Raw genomic sequence first — 17,879 nt, 5'->3', positions numbered from 1 at the left:
GCAGTCCATTTTCGGTAAGCTATCTCGGCCATACCTTGGCATAACTGGAAACAGCTCGCCGATCCGGGAGCCGCGGGCCTGTTATCGAAAACATGTCGACTTGATGCAGGACGCCTCGCTGGGTTTTGCGAGAGCGTTAAATGGCATTCAATAGAGAGTCACGCCAGGCGCAAATCGACAAGCGGGTGTAACTTCTTGAGATTCGGCAGCGATTTCGCTTGCCAAGGATATTGGCTGGTGCCTTTGACGACGAGCAGGAGGTCGCCCATCTTTCTGGCTTCAATCGTCAGCTTGGCCAGGAGATTTATGCCAGAGGAATTGAGGAACTCGAGACCCGTCAGGTTGAACGTCACCTGTTTGTGCCCCTCATGGAGCAGGCCTGATATCAATGAGTAAATGGGCGCATAGGCGTCCGGTCCCGCCAGCCGGAATACGCCATCGAAATAGACCTCGTTTTTCTCAGCCCATACGCGGAAATTTTCGTCGCTGATTTCCATTCTTCGCTCACAGATTGGAGGAGGGCGGCATCGCCACTGCAGCAGTCGTCGTCAGTATGACACGCTGGTCATTATTCCCTTCGAATGCCCATGCCATTTTTGCATCGTAATCGCTCAGAAGGGTCAGCAACCCCAAGCCCGAACCGCTTTCTGCCGATATGGCATTGGTTTCGATTTGCTCAAGAAGAAGTTCGCCAGGGTCCCTCGATTGAAGGCGATGCAGCAGTTGCTGAAAGCGAGAAGATGTCACGCCATCGATCGTGTTCTTCACCCTTATTAAAAAAGTACCGTCGAATATGCCGGCTTCAATGAGGATCTCCCCAGGCTGTCGAAACTTAACGGCATTTTCGATCAACTCATTGGTGAGATATCCGATGTCATGATGCGCCTGCACATAGTCTTTTCTTGAACGTGAATAGGGCAGAGCCATGACCTCCGCTATAAAGTCGGACGTCATTCCTGAGTGCTTCCATCCAAGCTGAAGCGGTCCGTCGCTTAACGTGAGACGCGTGCTTGAATCCAAGCTTATGCCCGCCAGAGATTCCATACCATATACCGTTGGCGTCATGTCTCACCTATGTCGCACTGCGAGAAGCGTGATGTCGTCGTAAATCTTCTGCGATCCGATGAAGAGCATTAATGTCGCTATAATTCCGGCAACGACTTTCTCAGCGCTCTGGTCCTTCAAGCGCAGTGCTTCGCGGCACAGACGTTCGATGCCAAACAGTTCTCCAGCGTCGTTTTCGGCTTCTGTTACGCCGTCGGTATGCAGCAGTATGAGGTCGCCTGTCTCGAAGCTTATTTCGCGGGTTTTAATGAAGGCAGAAATATCGGCTTCCAGCCCGATCGGTATACCCAAATCCATGGTGTCTATGCGCTCGACCTCGCCGTTCGCCCGCACGACGACAACTTCCTCGTGTTGTCCCGACAGGATCATCTCTTTGCCGTCGTAGTCAAGAAACGCCAGAGTGAGATGTTTGTCGATTTTAGTTCTCACGATATTTTTGAACAGGGCGCTGTTCAGGTCTGTGAGAAATTTGACGGCGTCGGTGTTTCCGGCTTCCTGCAGGGCGCGGGCGACGGACTGAACCATCAGCATCAACACGCCGCTTTCGAGCCCGTGTCCGGTGACGTCGCCGATGCCAATCTTCAACCGGCTTCCGTTCTTCAATACGTCGTAATAATCGCCGCCGACTTCTTCTGCAGGTCTCATATAGGCTGCGATCTCAAGGGCCTGAAACTCCTCAAGTTCCTGGTGCAGCGGAAGAACCATGAGCTGGATCCTCTCGGCGACGGCGAGTTCCGTTCCGAGACGTCGATTTTCTCGCTGGAGCTGTGCGTTCAGCGTCGAAATCTCTTCCTTTGCATCTTCGATTTGAGCTGTTCGCTCTTCGACAAGCTGCTCGAGATTTTCCGTGTGATAGCTGATCTGTTCGGCCATCCGGTTGAATGCTTCACCAGCCTCGCCGACCTCATCTCTGCTTGTTATGGCCACCCTGACCGAATAATCCTTCGCCTGAATCCGTCTGGCGGCATCTGCAAGTGCACTGATTCCGCTCGTTATTCGTTTCGAAGCCGCAATTACTGCTATAGCCACAACAAGCAGTGACATTAGGATCGCCAGTATTTGGTAGAGCACGATCCGGTTGGTAGCTTCCGAAATTTTGGCTTGGGCCGCATAGAGGGAGGCCTGGATTTCTCGTTCAGGCACAACCACCCCCAGCAACATCGCCTCTTGCCGAACCGGGCCACTGACCCAGAGATTGGTCGCCGGCAGTTTCTTGACGATAGCGATATAGGGGACCTCGTTGCCGTCCTGCTGCAACAGCAGGTGCTGAATGCCCTGTTCTCGGTCAAGAGCCAGTTTGGCGATGGCAGGCTGGGAGCTTCCCTTCAGGGAGCGCTCCAGGCCGGTCAAGGCGCCGGCTCCGCTCGCATCGCTTGCAGAACGCAGACCGAGGGTTTTTTCTCCTGTGCTGTTGATCGCCACAACGTTTCCGTCGGACATTGCGAGAAATCCAAAGCCGGACTGGGCCACTTTCACATTCTCAACAATCTGCGCGAGCTGGTCGAGTGTGATGTCCGCGCCAGCCGTCCCGGCGACATCCTGCCGGTCGGCTGTCCACAATGGATGAAAGAAACTGACGATCAGCTTTCCGGTAATGGCATCGGTATATGGAGCGGTCTGCGTGATATCGTCGGCGACCGGCCGCGTTTTCGTGTCCTTGGCCCAGTTCTGCCAGGACTCGTAAAGCCCGGGGAAAAAGAAGTCCCAGAAATCGGCTTCGTTGTGCCCCGAATAAAGGCGATCGAAGGTCTGAGCCTGGTCGGTGTAGGGGGCCGTCCTGAAGATTGGCCGTTCTTTCGGTCCGATGTAGTACATCTGCAGCTTAGAAGCGCCGTGCTGCAGCAGGCTCGGCGCAACGATGTCGAGAACCGCGCTCGTCTCTAGATCGCGCTGGATGTCGGGTTTCGGCCGATGGTCAGGTCCGAGCAAGTAACCCCAGACGCTCACAACCGAAGCGGAGCCGGGCAGGTTCTGAGACCATTTTCCCTTCTCGTCGTAAACAAGGCTGACGCTGCCAGGCGATGTGCGCGCGATCGCCGCGCCGACATCGGAATTACGCTCGGGATCGTCGATTTGCGCCTGGAGCACACCTGCCAGGGTGCCGACGTCGCTATGAACCTGCCGCAGGAGCAAACTCACCTGGGCTGCGGTGGAATCGGCATATGTGCGGATGTATTCCTGGCTTGCTGCTTCCAGACCCTGTCCGACTTCGAGGGTGGCGTCGCGCGACAGCCTCTGAACATTCCAAAGTGCCAGTCCACCGCTGACCAGCAGATCAAAGAGGACAGCGCCGCCGACGACCAAAATGAACTTTGCCCGAAATGAGCCTAATCTTGCCGGCCTCTTCGATGATCTCTCGTCCATCACAGCGGCTTTCGGCCGGAAGCTGCCCAGATCGGCCAGCCTGCATAACCCTTGGGATGAAGAGCAGCAAAGACATGATCCTTGAATCCCTGCCGGAACCTGCGAATGAAATCTGATGAGTCGCCCCGTCTGACGGCCATCTCGCCCGCATAGACATTTTCCCAAGCTTCGATCATGTCTGCAAAGTCTTGTGGATCCCCGTCAAGATTCGTGACCATAAAGCAATCGACCTTGATGTTATCGAAACCGGCGTCGGCGAGGAGATGGCGGCTTTTCGGCCCCATCTCGACATCCATGTCGAAGTACCTGAACAGTTTGGCGACTTCTTCGTAAGTCCATCTTATTGTTTCAGCATGTGGCTCGCCCAGACAATGCGAGTTTTTTTCGTTGGTGATGTAGACACGGCCGCCAGGCTTGCAGATGCGGTAAAGCTCCCTGAGCAGCATCTCGGGACGGTCGAAAATCTGCAGCGAATGTCGGCAGGTCACAAAGTCAAACTGATTGTCTCGCAGCAGCATTTGGGAAGCGTCGCCATAGGTATACTCTATCCCCTGCAGATCGAAGTCGGCCGCGACCCTGCGAGCATATTCGAGGCTGCGCGAGGAATGATCCAGCGCGACAAGGCGTGCCGGTTTAAATTCCCTCTGAACCAAAGCCGCGAAATCACCAATTCCGCAACAGATATCCGCGATGACAAGACCGCTGCGCAGGCCGTGGCGAGGCAACAGTTCGCGTTCGTGCCTCCATGTCATTTTCGTCTGGGTGCGCAGAATGGGGATGAAAGTCTCATCCTCGACAAAGCTCTGGCCCGGATAAAATGCCGAATCGTAAACTTCAACCGACAAGTTTGGTTGTGATGCCGCCAGCGTCTCGAACAAAGAGGTCGACCATGCCACCACGCTCGACGTGATGATGACGATCTTCCGTTCCGGCCTGGTCCGGCAGCTTGCCGTGAGGACATCGGCCAGGATGGAGAAGGCAGTCATGTTGATGTGCGTCAGGCGTTTGACATTGACGTAGATGACCCCGCTATATTTTTCCAAACTTTGCTGCACCAGCTTGAGGGCATCGGCAATTTCAGCGGCACTTTCAGGCCGCATCTTGCCCGACAGCAACAGCTCCTGATTTGTCGGATCAAAATGAGCAGTGAAGGGTAGGGGAAGCAGGCTCATTGGAAGTCCTCGGTCGAGGGGAAATCCGCAATGATTTGAATCCCTTGTCCGCCGTCTTTCTCAATTCGGATCGTGGCGCGGAATATTGCTGCCAAATCACTAAGCAAAACCGTCTCGTCGGATTTCATCACCACGTATCCAGAGCCGGCGCCGGGGACAGGCTGGTGTTCGCTTGCTCTCGCATTCGTGTGCTCTCGGCTAGATACTTCCTCGCACGGAAACGTAATTCTCAGCCGATTGAATGTCGCATTCCGGTAGAGACTGAAACTGATCCTTCCCAGCTCGCTCGTCGAACGGAAAGCAAGTTCGATGAGCTCGTTCGTCGCGACGGAAAGAAAATTGGAATATCGAGCGGGATCGCTGTGACCTTGGCCGAGGATGTCTGAGAGATATTCGGTAATCTTGTCGCAAAACTGCCATCGGGATTTGAACATCGCAACGTTCAGTTCCAGCGATACCATCGGCGCAAATGCATGGTCATCGAAGCTAGCTGCTTCCTGTTCCAATACACCCTCCCTTCTTTTGCCTGGGCGTCAGGTTGATCATGCGATAGCTAAAGGCACGGCGAAAATCGGTTGTTCACTGTGGTAGCGCGGGGCTTACGGATGTTTCCGCCCGGGTGATGAATTCGCCAATCGCCTGGACCGGAAGCGGTCTGCTAATCAAATAACCTTGAAGTCTGTCGCAGCCCACACTGCGCAACCATTCCGCCTGACCTAGCGTTTCAACCCCTTCGGCTGTCACCTGCATGTCGAGGTCATGTGCGAGGTTAACGATGCAGCGGACGATTGCCTGGCTTTTCAGATCGCTTTCGAGGTCGGTGATAAAGTATTTGTCGATTTTGATCGTGTCGAAAGGGAATGTCTTCAGATAGCTGAGCGAAGAATATTCGGTGCCGAAATCATCAAGCGAGATTCGTATTCCTAACACGTTGAGCGTATTCAGTGTGTCGATATTGTTGACGGTCCGCTCAAGGAGCACGCTTTCGGTTATCTCAAGCTCCAGACGGTCTGGCGGCAACCCGATCAGATCCAGCGTCTGGGATACCCGATCAGTGAGGCCGCTTGTCAAGAATTCAGCCGCGGACAAATTGACCGCGACGATGTAGTTCTGCGGCCACTTCATTGCCTCGCGACATGCCTGCTCCAAAACCCATGCACCTATTTCCGGCATTATTCCATCGGCCTCGGCCATCGGAATAAATGCCGTTGGTGGGATTTTTCCAAGGAGAGGGTGGTGCCATCTGAGCAACGCTTCGAAGCCGACAATGCTGCCGCCCTCGGCGATGGGTTGGTACTCAATAAAGAATTGTTGCTGGACCAGGGCCATGCGAAGGCTGCGGCGCAGCAGTTCGCGTTGTTCCAGCAACTCAAGCATTGAGGGATCAAACGGTCTTGCCCGACCGCGCCCGTCCTTCTTCGCGGCGTAGAGTGCGACGTCGGACGCCTTCATCAGCTGCTCCGGAGTTGTACCGTCCGGTGGAGCAGCAGATATGCCGATACTAGCACCGACAAATAGCGCGATGCCATCGATCGTGAAGGGCTTTTTGAATGCATCAACCAAAGCTTCTGCTAACTGGTGTCCTTTGGCGGGATGTCCCAGGCCCCGTGATATGACGGTGAATTCGTCACCCGCCAGTCGATAGGCTCTGTCGTCCCTGGTAAGGCACTCTTGAATGCGGCTTGCAGCGAGCTGAAGAAGCTTGTCGCCAGCCGGATGCCCAAGCGTGTCGTTAACAGGTTTGAAATCGTCAAGATCGAGTTGCATCAGGGACAGAGTCTCGTCCGAGCCCGCTGTCTCCCGTAACAACACAGCGAGGTCCTCGCTGAACTGGCGTCGGTTCGGCAGTCCAGTGAGCGGATCGTGGGTCGCCAGATGCAAAAGGGTCGCGCGCTCATCGTCGATAGTCTCCTCGGACCGAACCACGGCAAACAGATCTCCGATCCGATAGATCGTCAGTCCGTGCGACGCGGGCGTGCCAAGATCCCCCGATATTTGCAAGGGTTGGGCACTGTCACCCAATGAACGGAGGGCGAGTGTAATCGCCGATTTGTCCAATTCAGGAAAATGCTCCCAAAACGACGCTGCTGGTTTGACAGCAGCCGGCAGCTCATTGCCGAGCAAATTCTCGACGGGATTGAAATCGCGGTCAAAGAACAAAAGCCGGTCGATTAAGTTCGAAGCTTTTGCCTCTGTTTGTCCGAGCGCCGAGGGGGCCGCACGAATTTTCCGCATGTCCGAGGCTCTCCCTAGTCGCATGTCATAACCAGATATCGTAGCAAATTAGTTCCAACACAACTTGTGCACGCCAAGATTTACATTAGGCATTTCTGATTAACAATCCCCAACTTCTGCCCAACTAGCGCACAGATGGGCTTATGCCACGCCTTTATTACCGCGACGCATTTGCATCCATCGTCTCGGCGGCGACCCCTTCGATGAGCTGCGGACGGGGATCTAAGCGCCCGATCCGCACTCCGTCATGAACCAGTCGATGAAGCGGCGCACCGGCTTTTTCGCCCAGCTGTTCGATATGACGTAATAGCCGTGGTTTTCTGCCGTCGCGACGCCGGAAAGCACCAGCAGATCGCCGCGTTCGATCTCGCGGCGAAACACCTCGACGGGGCAGAGCGCCACACCGTGGCCGGCGATTACGGCCGTCGCCAGCATGTTGAAATCCTGGAATATCGGGCCTCGAAGCGGCTCCGGCGCTTTCTGGCCGGCCTTGCGGAACCATTCCTTCCAGCCATCGACGGATTCGTCGTGCAGCAGATCGGCGCCGGCGAGCGAGACATCGCCGATCGTCCAGTTGCGTTTGGCAAGATAATGGCGGCTGGCGACAGGCTGGTTGCGGCGGGAGAAGAGCAGGCGGCTTTCCCTGCCGCTCAGGTCCTCGCCCATGGTGATCAGCACGTCGAGGCTCTCGTCGTCGAAGCGTTCTTCAGCGCGGGCATAGACGATCCTGACGTCGAGATCGGGGGCGCTATCCTGGAAGGAGGGCAGGGCCGGGACGAGCCAGCGCGATGCGATCGAAGGAATGCAGCCGACGGTGATGGCCCGCATGTCGTGATCGCGCCGCATATTGCCGGTCGCATGCGCAATGGCGGCCAGCGATCCGGAGACGGCCCGGTAATATTCGCTGCCGGCTGCGGTCAGCGCAATGCCGCGGCCTGACTTCTGCAACAGCTTGCGGCCGAGCCAGGTCTCCAAATGCTTGATCTGGTGACTGATCGCCGCATGGGTGACGTGCAGCTCGTCGCCCGCTTTCGAAAGGCTCATCAGGCGGGCCGTGGCATCGAAAGCGCGCAAGGCATTTAGCGGCGGCAGCTGCATTTGTAAAATTTCCTCACAGATGACGCAGGAAACATCATTTGAAAATTACAACCATTTCAATAGCTAATTGTTGCGGGCGATGAAAATGAATCATCGCGACATCATCAATAATTTATCAGGAGAATCAGCGATGTTCGTGAGGAATCTAAAGGACGTGGAACTCACCGAGCGTTTCGTCGACTGGGGCAACGGCACGAGCCACCGCCTGCTGACCAAAGACGACGGCATGGGTTTTACGGTGTGCCATACCGTCGTTCGCGCCAATAGCGAGACCCTGCTTCAATACCGCAATCACCTGGAAGCCTGTTACTGCATCAAGGGCGAGGGCGAAGTGGAGGATATGGACGGCAACGTCTTTCCGATCCGCGCCGGCGATATCTATGTGCTCGACAAACACGACCGGCATTATCTGCGCGGCGGCAAGGATCAGGATCTCATTCTCGTCAGCATCTTCAACCCGCCACTGACAGGCACCGAACGGCACGACCTGAACAACAAGAGCGGGTCGCAACACTGAACCAGAGCACCATGCCGAAAAGTGTGAGCGATTTTCGGACGACATCCTGTTCCAGCCGATCTCTTCGTCGACTGCCGAGATGGACAGCAGGGCCCGGCAAATGGCGGGCACTGCTGCCTATTCGTAGCGACTTAGTACGGCCCGCGCAGCCTATTGCTGCGGCTGCTGCTGGCCCTGCTGCGGCTGCTGTTGCTGGCCCGGCGGCGGCGTACCGATCTTTTCCAGTACCTTCTTGGCCAGAGCCGGGTCGCTCTGCGCGGCCGTCAGGATCGACGAATATTCTTCGACGGAGATGTCGGGAGAGGCTTGGACGGTATCGACCATCTGCTTCTTGGCTTCTTCCTGCAACTGCTGCTTGGCAGCCTCGTCTTTCGTCGCGCCGATCTTGGCCGAATATTCCTGTCTCACCTTGTCGACCTGGAGATAGGCAACGGCGAAGGCCTCGATTTTCTGGTCGCTGACGGGCGCGCTCGCACCGTTGCCGCCGGGCTGTTCCTGCATCGGCGGCTGTGCAGGCTGCTGTTGCGCCTGGGCCATGTCGACAGCGGATGCCGGGCTGAAAGCAAGCAGACTGAAGACTGCCGCGCTCAATGTTGCGACAGATGTGTAGCGAGTGATCATATTCATTCCTCTTCAAGTGCATGATTTGATCGGCAGCAAGACCGCCTCGGTCGATCGCTCAGCCGCTCGAAGGCCGGGCGAGGTCACGACGATGGAACCTTTAAGAGGGCACGGTGCGGCGGTAACGGGGCGATTTTCTGACGATTGAGCGGCGGCTTTGTGATCGCCGGCCTATTGGCACGTGCGGAAAATTCAAGTCATTGCCGCTGTGATACCCGACTTTCGACGGCGTTCATCGCCTATCTGGATGCAGAAATGCCGCCAGGAACGTGGCGACGGCCGCCTCGGCGTGTCGGTAGATCTGCTGCTTGGTCGGAATGGCCGCATCGCCCAGCATCATGACCCGGTTGACGGGGTCGGCCATCACCAGCCAGTTGAACTGTGATGCGGCCACCATTGCATCGGAGAACTGCAGCAGCTTCTTGCTGGCCAATTGTTCGAAAGCGCTGCCCATGACCTCGAGCGCCCGTGCAGGGCCGCGCGCGTAAAGCAGCTTGGCGAGTTCCGGGAAGCGTTGCGCCTCCGCAATCACGAGCCGGCGCAATTGCATCAGCCCGGGCGTCAGGACGATGGTGAGCTGGCGGATGGCGTAGTCAAGGAGATAGGCTTCCAGCTGAGCGCGGTTCTCCACCTGGGGGAGGCCGGTGTGAACGGCGATATCTGCTTCTCCCATCATCTGGGTGAGTACCGCGACGAACAGCGCCTCCTTGCTGGAGAAGTGCTTGTAGACCGTTTGCTTGGACACGCCGGACCGGCTGGCGATCTCGTCCATGCTGGCTCCGGCATAACCGGTGTTCAGAAAGACTTCGGCCGCGGCACCGACGATCGCCGCCTGTTTGCGCTCCGAACGAGTGCCGGCCCGCCCCTGGGCCAGGTCGGCTTTCATACCCGGTATCAACATTCTCGATCTCCGCTCCAACTCTACTTGACACGATCAAACTGAACCGTCTAGTTCTTACAACGGAACTATACGGTCTAGTTTGGTTTTGCGGCTATCCAGCGATCCTCAACAGCGAGCGATGTCATGAACGACAAGATAACCCATCTAACGTGTGCCTGCGGAACCTTTCACCTCGACGTGCGCGGCGCCCCGATCATCAGCGTGGAATGCCACTGCAAGAGCTGCAGCGACGCAGCCGGAAGGCTGGAGTCGCTTCCCTTGCCGGAGGCGATCCGGACGATCCATGGCGGTACGCGCTACGTGCTTTATCGCAAGGATCGGATCAGCCTTTTGGCCGGAACCGAAAACCTGAGAGAGTTCCGCCTCGGCCCCAACGCTTCAACGCGACGTGTCCTGGCATCCTGCTGCAACACGCCCATTTTTCTGGAGTTCAAGGGTGGTCACTGGCTTAGCCTCTACGGCAATCTCTGGAAGCAGGACGAGCTTCCACCCCTCCAATTGCGCACGATGACCCAGAATGCGCTCGATCGCGCGCGCGTGCCCGATGACGTGCCTTCCGGCGCACTGGCGACGGCCGGCTTCTATGGCAGACTTCTCACGGCGTGGATTGCGATGGGTTTCAAAGTCCCCGACATCGCTGTCAAAGGAGCTATCGATGCCTGACGACGAAAAAATCCTCATCGAAAGCATAACGCGAGGAGATCGAGCCGGGGGTCCAGATGTTCACCCGGCGCCGGCTGACCTGGGCAAGGCTCGATCTTCCGCAGTTCGGGATGCCGGGTTGAACCACGACACTCCAAGAAATTTTTTCTTGAAGAAAAGTTCGATCCGGTGTCGGATCGGCCAAGCCTCACCCGTCCTAGGTTCGTCCATTCCGTCCATTCAAAAGGATCACGACCATGCCGAGTACCATACGCCTGCACCGTGTTCTGGCGACCAGCCCGGAGAAAGTCTATCGCGCATTCCTGGAGGCGGACGCGCTTGCCAAGTGGCTTCCGCCGAACGGCTTCCTCTGCACCGTGCATCATTCGGAGCCGGTTGTCGGCGGCACGTTCAGAATGTCCTTCCGCAACTTCACGACGGGCAATAGCCACGCCTTCGGCGGCGAATATCTCGAGCTCGTCCCCGGCGAACGTCTGCGCTACACCGACAAATTCGAGGACCCCAACCTGCCCGGCGAAATGGAAGTCACCGTGACGCTGAAGAAGGTTTCGGTCGGCACCGAGGTGGATATCGTGCAGGCAGGCGTGCCTGACGTCATTCCGCCCGAAGCTTGTTATCTCGGCTGGCAGGAGTCGCTGCGAAACCTCGCGAGAGTCGTCGAACCCGACATCCAGGAATAGCAAAAGATCGCGCCGGATTGCGACGATCCGGCTGAGATCATCTGATGCCGCGTTTGGCCAGGGCGTTGCGGGCGGCCGCAGCGCCCCAGTCGTCGGAAAGGTCCTGCCCTTCGATTTCGGCTTCGGCGATCGGGGTCGCCCGGATCAGCGGTACGGCGCCGAAAGGCAGGCCGTCGATCCGGCCTGCGTCGCGACTCAGCATGATGCGGGTCATGGGGCGGTAATCCTCGGTCAGCCGGCAGAACAGGATGGCGCCGTGCTTCTCGACATCGCGGGCGACACGATAACCGTCTGCCACGAGGTCGCCGATGTTGATCAACAGGTTCGCCCAGTTTTCGATCCCGGCCGCATCCAGTGTCGCGGCGTCGAATTCCATGAAAAGTTCGCATTCGACGCCGTTTTCCGGTTCGGATATGCCGGCCCAGGGGGTCGACAGCCCGTCGGTGGCAAGTGTCAGCCTTCCCGGCGCATGGATGGCGAGGATGCGGCGATGCGGGCCGAACCATTTTGTCTGGGCGTGAATATTGGCCGTTCCGCGCTCGACGGCGAAGTCCTCCTGCAGCGTGCCGCGGCTCTGCCAGAAGGCGCGCCGCGCGGCGGCAGCGGTCTCGTAGATCGGGTCGTCGGGGCCGCGCGGCACGATCGTCTGGTCATAACTGGTTTCGAGCGTGATCTTCGCCTGCATGAAGGGAAATTTCGGCTTCTTCCAGCGGATCACCACCTTGTTGAAACGCGGCACCTCTGAGGCTTCGAGCTTTTCGACGACATTCGCGATGATGTCGAGCGGATGTCTGGAATCCTCCGGGACATGCTTTCCCTCGGCATCGAGGTAGCCGCCTGTCCGGGAGGAGTGCCCTGCCTGCATCGTGGTGGCGGTCCAATCGCCACTGACCGCGCCTGCCGGCGCCTTTCCGAGAGCCGGGGCAAGTTCCCGGATCGCATCGTCAATCGAATAGGATGTCACGTCGCCCCTCCGCCTTCGCCCAAAGATCGTATCCCGCGGCCGCTCGGCCGCGAGCAGAAGCTAGCGCGGAGGCGTCGCCGATCAATAGCGGCTGGATCGATCGGCGCGGGCAGGGTGGGTGCCGGACTTTACGGGAATTGCTCTACGCGCCGCAGAGCCTTCTGAATGCTCTCATGGCGGCGGTGGCGCGCGCGCGGATATCCTCGTCCGGCGGTTCGGGCAGCGTGCGGTTCACTCGCCTGATCTGCAGATCGCCGATCAGCAGGCTCAGAAACCATTCGGCTGCCACACTTGCGGATGGCGCCGCGAGCGCTGCCGTTTCAAGGCCGCGGCCGACCAGCTTCTCGATCAGCGGAAAGATGCTATCGCGGCCGGCGGCGGCGATCGTCGCTCCCAGTTCGCCGCTTTCGTCGGCGGCGGCGGCCCGGTTCAGGGAGATCGCCTTGTCGCCGAGCAGCATCGAAAGCAGGATCGGCGCGACGTGCCCGAGGGTTTCCAGGGGATCCACATCGTCTGCTATCGCCGTATTGAGCTCCGCTTTCGTCGCCCTCGCATTGCTTTCGACCATCGTCTTGAAGAGGCCATTCTTGTCGCCGTACCAGCGATAGAGCGTTTCATTGGAGGCTTTCGCCGCCTTGGCGATGTCGAGCATCGACGTGCTGCGGTAGCCTCTTTCCTTCAGAAGCTCGTAGGCCGCTGTCTCGATCTCGGCTTGACGCCTGGTTTTCGTGTCTTCCCGCATTCCGGCCACTCGCATCGTCTTGACGATAATCGTACAATGTTATACGCCTGTGTAAATGCGTACAAAATAATACGGTACGGAGAAAAGCGATGCGCAGCACTGTTCTGGGACTGTCGGTAACATCGGTCGTCTTCTCAGGCGCGATCTTCGGCTTCTTCTACGCCTGGGTCTGTTCGACGATGTGGGGGCTCGATCGGGCCGACCCGCGGGTGGCGATCGCAGCGATGCAGGCGATGAATGCGTCGGTCCGCAACGCGGTGTTTTTCCCGGCCTTCTTCCTGACGCCCGCCGTTCTCGGGCTGACTGCCGCAGCTGCGCATTTCAGCGGCCGCGGAGCGGCGGCTTTCTGGTTCTGCGCGGCGGCGGCCATCTATCTGGCTTTCGGGCTGATGCTCACATTGATGGTCAACGTGCCGATGAACGAGGCACTGGCCGCGACTGCCGTTCCTGGCGACATCGCGGCGGCGCGGGATATCTGGCGGGACTATTCGCAGCGATGGCAGGTCTGGAACCAGGTGAGGGCGCTGGCTTCCGGAATAGCCCTGGCACTTGCAGCTTTGGGAGTGTCAAGGCTATGACGCTTCGGGGTTGACCCGAGGGATGTCACAGGCATCCAGCCACGGCGCGTCTGCGCCGTGAATGAAGTAATCCGCAAAAGGATTCTTTCGCGTGGCGGCGGAAACAACTCAGTTGCTTCCGTCATTCGGCCGCGCTTTGGCGCTGTCGTTGGTGGTTGACGAGACGGTTTTTCCGTCCGGTTGCTGCCCGAAATAGGTGCCGCCGAGATGGCCGCCGGCGCTGGTGTTCTTGACCTGCTGTTCGGCGCGTTTCTGAAGTTGACGAACGTTGGTCTTGCTCATTTTCGGCTCCATGTTTGAAGTGGACCAATGGTCAACCGATGGCGGACGACACTGTTCCATATTTTCTGCAGAAACCCATCGCCTCGCGGCCAGTTTATCCGCCATGAGATTCCTTGCCGTCATCATAACGGGCCTGGCGTTCGCAGCACCTGCGGCGCACGCCTTCGCGCTCTTAAACAAGATCGGGATGGCGAAGGCGGACTATTTCATTGCGCAACAGGCTTACACCGGATGGTGGGTCGTCGGTCTCCTCTTACCGCTGGCGCTTCTGGCGAATATCGGTAATGCCGTGGCACTCAGGGCTGATGGAACCGCCATGATGCTGTCGGTCGCGGCAGCGGCGCTGATCGCGCTCAACCTCGTCATCTTCATGGTCTTCACCCAGCCGGCAAACGCGGCGACGGAGAACTGGACCGTGCAGCCAGAAAATTGGGAAAGCCTTCGCGCCCAATGGGAATATTCGCACGCGGTCAATGCCGCAGTCACCTTGCTTGCCTTCTGCTGCGCAACGCTCGCCTCGCTACGGTAAGCCGCTTTACGCGAAAGTGTCGCCGCGGGAACAGTTGATGATCTTTTCGGTTTTCCTTGTTTCCAACCAAGGAGGAACAACGATGGGCATGACGACACCGAAAGACGGCGCCCCCGGCACGACCGACCAGTCGCCCCGCTGGGAAGGCCCGAAGGGAAATAAGCCTCGTGGCTACATGAAGGCCAAGGACGATCCGGATCGCGACCGCGACGCGCATGGCGAAAACAATCGCGACCCGGAGACCAGAGATCTCGGCGATGCGCTGAAGCAGAAGGGCGATTGACATGCCCAATCCCGAGAAAGACGCGGCCGGCCAGTTCGCCAAGTCGCGGGCCGACCGGAAGAGCAGCGGCGTCGCCAGCGCCAAGCCGACCGTGATCTCCGGCTCCGAGGATGCGACGGTTAACAAGAACCCGCCTGGCAAGAAGAAGCCCGAGAAGGACTGGGACATCAACTATGACCCGGCGGATATGAACGAGGGCCGAATGCGGTAGTGAGCTGCGCGCCCCTGATTCCAGATGGGCGAGCCCACCTCGTCCTTCGAGGCCCCTGCGGGGCAAGGATGAGGTCCTCTCTGGCGGCCAGTATCCTCTAACGCCCGATATTGAGAACGGCATTCGCTACGGCCCTCATCCTGAGGCGCGCAGCCCGCAGGGCGGAGCCTCGAAGGACGCGCTCCAACGCTGCTTCTTGCATTCCGTCGAGTGTCGGCGAACCCGGCTCGTCCTTCAAGGCCTGCAGGTCTCCTCAGCAAGGATGAGGCTCTCTCAAAAATAGGCCGGGTGGTCGATATCGGCGAGCAGGCCGGGTTCCTGCGGCTGCCAGCCGAGCAGGGCGCGAGTGTGCTTGCTCGACGTGGGCACGTCGAAGCCGGCGAACATGGCGAACCAGCCGAAATGCTCGGCCGCTTCTTCCCGTGAGAGCGAGACGGCGGGCACATCGAGCCGCCGGCCGATGACCTCGGCGATCTGCCTGAAGGGAACTCCCTCTTCTGCGACTGCCAGGAACGGGCCGCCGACGGCGCCGCGCTCCAGCGCCAGGCGATAGACGCGGGCGGCATCGAGCCTGTGCACGGCCGGCCAGCGATTGGCCCCGTCGCCGATATAGGCGGAGACGCCCTTGCGCCGGGCCAAATCGATCAGGATCGGCACGAAGCCGTGGTCGCCGTGACCGTGCACCGAGGGCGGGAGCCGGACGGTGGAGGCGCGCACGCCGCGGGCGACAAGCGATACTGCGGTGATTTCGGAGGCACGGGGATAGGTTTCGGTCGAAGGCATGGGCGGATCCTTCTCGGTGCCGACACGGCCGGGGGCAAAGCCGAGGCCGGCTGTGACCAGCAGCGGACGATCGGAGCCTTGGAGGGCTTCGCCGAGCGCCTCGATGGCGCGTCGGTCGCCGGCGCAGTTCTCGGCGAATTTCGAGAAATCGTGGTTGAAAGCCGTATGGATCACGGCGTCTGCCTCAGCCGCACCGCTCTTCAGGCTTTCCAGATCGTCGAGCGTGCCGTGATGGGCTTCGGCGCCGGCAGCCGCCAGTTGATCCGCTCCCTTGTCCGAGCGGGTAAGGCCCAACACCTTGTGCCCGGCTGCGATCAGTTCATTGACGACGGCCGAGCCGACCCAGCCGGTGGCTCCAGTAACGAATACGCGCATGTGTTATCTCCGTTTTGCTGGAGACACATATCGGCTCTGCCTGTATCATGGTAAAGTAGTGACATTATCATGGTATAAAGGCTAACAGGATGGGTGAATTCGTTACCTCGGACAACCGGCTCGGTGCCTATCTGAAGGACCGCCGCGTCAGGCTCGATCCCGCCGCCTTCGGCTTTGCGGGAGAGAGGCGGCGAACGCCTGGCCTGCGGCGCGAGGAGGTGGCGGGCCGCGCTAATATCAGCCCCACGTGGTACACTTGGCTGGAGCAGGGCCGTGGCGGCGCGCCGTCTGCCGATGTGCTCGAAAGGATCTCTCGCGCGCTGATGCTGACTGATGTCGAGCGCGAGCATCTCTTCCTCATCGGCCTCGGCCGGCCGCCCGAGGTGCGCTACCACAAGCAAGAGGGCGTGACGCCGAGGTTGCAGGGCGTGCTCGATGCGCTGGACCCGAGCCCGGCGCTGATCCGCACCGCGATCTGGGACGTCGTCGGTTGGAACCGGGCGGCAACCGTGCTTCTGACCGATTACGGTGCGCTGCCGCCTGAGGAGCGCAATGCGCTGCGCTTCATCTTCCTCGATCCGCGCGTGCGCGCCGCCCAATACGACTGGGAAAGTGTCGCCCGCTTCGTCGTCGCCGCCTTCCGCGTGGACGCGGCCCGCGCCGGGGCTGCAGCCGAGGTCGAGCCTCTCGTCGACGAACTCTGCCGCAAAAGCCCCGAATTCCTGGCGATGTGGAGGGATAACGACGTGCGCACACACGGCGAAGGCGCCAAGCACATCCGCCACCCCATTCTCGGCCCACTCGCTTTCGAATATTCCGCCTTCCAGGTGGATGGGCGGCCGGATCTCAGCATGGTGGTCTACAACCCGGCGACGCCGGAGGATGCGGCAAAGATCAGGGAGCTGGCGGGCGTGAGCTGAGCGGGTGTGTGAAGGGCGGCCGTCAATACGATGCAGGATTCGACCGGCATTTACGTCGTCGGCCGCATCGATGATTCCACCTGGCAGGTCTCCAAGCTCGATCCGGACACGCTGAACCCGATCGAGTCCAAAACCTTCGCCGCTGGCGGGCTCGGCTACGGCTTTGCCGTCGACGGCACGTTCTTCTTCGGCGATTCCTCCGGCAGCGAGCATATCGGCACGGCATTCGATTTTGCGACCGGGGTCAAGACAACGGTTGACGTCAACATCGCCATACCGGGAGACGACTTGATCACCAACGTGGTCTATGACTCAGCGGCGGATAATCTCTACCTCACCAACACCGGGATCGACGAAATCTCCGTGGTGCACAACGTCTCGGACGTCCTGTTCGTCTAGAGCATGATGCCGAAAAGTGTGAGCGGTTTTCGGAAAGCACGATGCGAGGACGAGGCGTCTCTGGACGTCCGGCAGCAAGAGCGGCGGGCCGTGCGGAACATGGATGGCGGCTGACGCCTTCAGCCGGCCGCGTGGACCGGTTTCGGCCGATGATCTGGAACCATGATCCCGCCGTACTGTTTAACTGGAAGGCGCGGAAGCGCCGATAACGGGGATGCCGATTGCCGGCCAACCCGGTAATCACGATCGGCCTTTCGGTTCGCCTATGGAGGAACACGACATGCAAACGACCCGATCGAAGGAACTGGCGGAGGAATACCTGCGGCTTGGCGGCAAACGGCTGGCGAAGATCGATGACAATATCGTTAAAATCCGCCACTGGGAGGATGACACGCCGGAGGCCGAGGCCTTCTGGCAGAAGCACATTGAGCCGCTGGATGACAAGCGCCGCGTAGAGGTCGAAACGCACCTTCCCACGATCAACGACAGGTGATCGC

Annotated in this window: 22 protein-coding genes and 2 pseudogenes; 11 read left to right on the top strand and 13 right to left on the bottom strand. The window is 59.0% G+C overall.

The features are described 5' to 3' along the window. Window positions 1–158: 158 nt before the first annotated feature. From BS630_RS19035 to BS630_RS19005, 7 genes are all read right to left on the bottom strand, one after another. Window positions 159–497, bottom strand: coding sequence for a slr1659 superfamily regulator (locus tag BS630_RS19035; protein WP_017961073.1), 339 nt, complete (start codon window positions 495–497; stop codon window positions 159–161). A 7-nt stretch (window positions 498–504) separates the two neighbouring features. Next, window positions 505–1,065, bottom strand: coding sequence for a slr1658 superfamily regulator (locus BS630_RS19030; protein WP_077978630.1), 561 nt, complete (start codon window positions 1,063–1,065; stop codon window positions 505–507). Window positions 1,066–1,068: 3 nt separating this feature from the next. Beyond that, window positions 1,069–3,432: a SpoIIE family protein phosphatase gene (locus BS630_RS19025; RefSeq protein WP_077978629.1), complete on the bottom strand. Its 2,364-nt coding sequence runs from the start codon at window positions 3,430–3,432 to the stop codon at window positions 1,069–1,071. After that, window positions 3,429–4,601, bottom strand: a complete 1,173-nt coding sequence (locus BS630_RS19020; protein ID WP_077978628.1) for a class I SAM-dependent methyltransferase — start codon at window positions 4,599–4,601, stop codon at window positions 3,429–3,431. The genes BS630_RS19025 and BS630_RS19020 overlap by 4 nt, the downstream gene beginning before the upstream one ends. Continuing rightward, complete coding sequence (locus BS630_RS19015; RefSeq protein WP_077978627.1) at window positions 4,598–5,107, bottom strand: hypothetical protein; 510 nt, start codon at window positions 5,105–5,107, stop codon at window positions 4,598–4,600. Before BS630_RS19015 ends, BS630_RS19020 begins: the two co-directional genes overlap by 4 nt. A 73-nt stretch (window positions 5,108–5,180) precedes the next feature. Beyond that, window positions 5,181–6,836 (bottom strand): putative bifunctional diguanylate cyclase/phosphodiesterase, encoded by a 1,656-nt coding sequence (locus BS630_RS19010; RefSeq protein ID WP_077978626.1) that lies wholly within the window; start codon window positions 6,834–6,836, stop codon window positions 5,181–5,183. Between the two features lie 222 nt (window positions 6,837–7,058). Next, window positions 7,059–7,934, bottom strand: a complete 876-nt coding sequence (locus BS630_RS19005; RefSeq protein ID WP_077978625.1) for a LysR substrate-binding domain-containing protein — start codon at window positions 7,932–7,934, stop codon at window positions 7,059–7,061. Window positions 7,935–8,064: 130 nt separating this feature from the next. Between BS630_RS19005 and BS630_RS19000 the strand changes: the two genes are divergently transcribed. Beyond that, window positions 8,065–8,451 (top strand): ectoine synthase, encoded by a 387-nt coding sequence (locus BS630_RS19000; RefSeq protein WP_077978624.1) that lies wholly within the window; start codon window positions 8,065–8,067, stop codon window positions 8,449–8,451. A 150-nt stretch (window positions 8,452–8,601) separates the two neighbouring features. Here the strand turns inward: BS630_RS19000 and BS630_RS18995 are convergent, their stop codons facing one another. After that, the gene (locus BS630_RS18995) at window positions 8,602–9,078 is read right to left on the bottom strand and encodes a DUF4168 domain-containing protein (RefSeq protein ID WP_077978623.1); all 477 of its coding nucleotides are present in this window, start codon (window positions 9,076–9,078) and stop codon (window positions 8,602–8,604) included. 226 nt (window positions 9,079–9,304) lie between these two features. Further along, complete coding sequence (locus BS630_RS18990; RefSeq protein WP_077978622.1) at window positions 9,305–9,973, bottom strand: TetR/AcrR family transcriptional regulator; 669 nt, start codon at window positions 9,971–9,973, stop codon at window positions 9,305–9,307. Between the two features lie 123 nt (window positions 9,974–10,096). Here BS630_RS18990 and BS630_RS18985 point away from each other — a divergent pair, with 123 nt between their 5' ends. From BS630_RS18985 to BS630_RS18980, 3 genes and pseudogenes are all read left to right on the top strand, one after another. Then, on the top strand, window positions 10,097–10,636 hold the full coding sequence (locus BS630_RS18985) for a GFA family protein (RefSeq protein WP_077978621.1): 540 nt from the start codon (window positions 10,097–10,099) through the stop codon (window positions 10,634–10,636). 32 nt (window positions 10,637–10,668) lie between these two features. Further along, window positions 10,669–10,758, top strand: a pseudogene (locus tag BS630_RS38050) (GFA family protein); the annotation flags it as partial. 114 nt (window positions 10,759–10,872) lie between these two features. Next, entirely contained in the window at window positions 10,873–11,316 is a 444-nt protein-coding gene (locus BS630_RS18980) for an SRPBCC family protein (protein WP_025395108.1), read from the top strand. Window positions 11,317–11,353: 37 nt separating this feature from the next. Here BS630_RS18980 and BS630_RS18975 read toward each other — a convergent pair whose 3' ends face one another. Next, window positions 11,354–12,280 (bottom strand): hypothetical protein, encoded by a 927-nt coding sequence (locus BS630_RS18975; RefSeq protein ID WP_077978620.1) that lies wholly within the window; start codon window positions 12,278–12,280, stop codon window positions 11,354–11,356. A 142-nt stretch (window positions 12,281–12,422) separates the two neighbouring features. Next, the gene (locus BS630_RS18970; protein ID WP_077978619.1) at window positions 12,423–13,022 is read right to left on the bottom strand and encodes a TetR/AcrR family transcriptional regulator; all 600 of its coding nucleotides are present in this window, start codon (window positions 13,020–13,022) and stop codon (window positions 12,423–12,425) included. An 89-nt stretch (window positions 13,023–13,111) separates the two neighbouring features. Between BS630_RS18970 and BS630_RS18965 the strand changes: the two genes are divergently transcribed. Then, window positions 13,112–13,600 carry an anthrone oxygenase family protein gene (locus BS630_RS18965; protein ID WP_077978618.1) on the top strand — a complete coding sequence of 163 codons (489 nt, stop codon included), beginning with the start codon at window positions 13,112–13,114 and terminating at the stop codon, window positions 13,598–13,600. 108 nt (window positions 13,601–13,708) lie between these two features. On the opposite strand, the gene BS630_RS37415 is transcribed toward BS630_RS18965, so the two are convergent. Then, window positions 13,709–13,882, bottom strand: coding sequence for a hypothetical protein (locus BS630_RS37415; RefSeq protein WP_165503847.1), 174 nt, complete (start codon window positions 13,880–13,882; stop codon window positions 13,709–13,711). Here BS630_RS37415 and BS630_RS18960 point away from each other — a divergent pair. The 3 genes from BS630_RS18960 (at window position 13,875) to BS630_RS18950 (ending at window position 14,905) form a co-directional block, all read left to right on the top strand. Next, complete coding sequence (locus BS630_RS18960; RefSeq protein WP_245310415.1) at window positions 13,875–14,411, top strand: hypothetical protein; 537 nt, start codon at window positions 13,875–13,877, stop codon at window positions 14,409–14,411. The two genes, BS630_RS37415 and BS630_RS18960, sit on opposite strands and share 8 nt — an antisense overlap. A gap of 82 nt (window positions 14,412–14,493) precedes the next feature. Next, window positions 14,494–14,694 (top strand): hypothetical protein, encoded by a 201-nt coding sequence (locus tag BS630_RS18955; protein ID WP_017961057.1) that lies wholly within the window; start codon window positions 14,494–14,496, stop codon window positions 14,692–14,694. A 1-nt stretch (window position 14,695) separates the two neighbouring features. Next, window positions 14,696–14,905 (top strand): hypothetical protein, encoded by a 210-nt coding sequence (locus tag BS630_RS18950; protein ID WP_077978616.1) that lies wholly within the window; start codon window positions 14,696–14,698, stop codon window positions 14,903–14,905. A gap of 273 nt (window positions 14,906–15,178) precedes the next feature. Here BS630_RS18950 and BS630_RS18945 read toward each other — a convergent pair whose 3' ends face one another. After that, window positions 15,179–16,063 carry an SDR family oxidoreductase gene (locus tag BS630_RS18945; protein WP_077978615.1) on the bottom strand — a complete coding sequence of 295 codons (885 nt, stop codon included), beginning with the start codon at window positions 16,061–16,063 and terminating at the stop codon, window positions 15,179–15,181. An 89-nt stretch (window positions 16,064–16,152) separates the two neighbouring features. On the opposite strand from BS630_RS18945, the gene BS630_RS18940 reads away from it, so the two are divergent. From BS630_RS18940 to BS630_RS18930, 3 genes and pseudogenes are all read left to right on the top strand, one after another. Further along, window positions 16,153–16,983, top strand: coding sequence for a helix-turn-helix transcriptional regulator (locus tag BS630_RS18940; RefSeq protein WP_077978614.1), 831 nt, complete (start codon window positions 16,153–16,155; stop codon window positions 16,981–16,983). An 18-nt stretch (window positions 16,984–17,001) separates the two neighbouring features. Further along, window positions 17,002–17,382: pseudogene (locus tag BS630_RS18935) on the top strand (Ig-like domain-containing protein); the annotation flags it as partial. 280 nt (window positions 17,383–17,662) lie between these two features. Then, window positions 17,663–17,875 carry a hypothetical protein gene (locus BS630_RS18930; RefSeq protein WP_231284820.1) on the top strand — a complete coding sequence of 71 codons (213 nt, stop codon included), beginning with the start codon at window positions 17,663–17,665 and terminating at the stop codon, window positions 17,873–17,875. The last annotated feature ends 4 nt before the right edge of the window (window positions 17,876–17,879 follow it).

This window comes from Rhizobium laguerreae, from assembly GCF_002008165.1.
GTDB lineage: Bacteria > Pseudomonadota > Alphaproteobacteria > Rhizobiales > Rhizobiaceae > Rhizobium > Rhizobium laguerreae.
The sequence above is the reverse complement of the archived record's forward strand: the minus strand, read 5'-3'. Positions and strand labels throughout refer to the sequence as shown.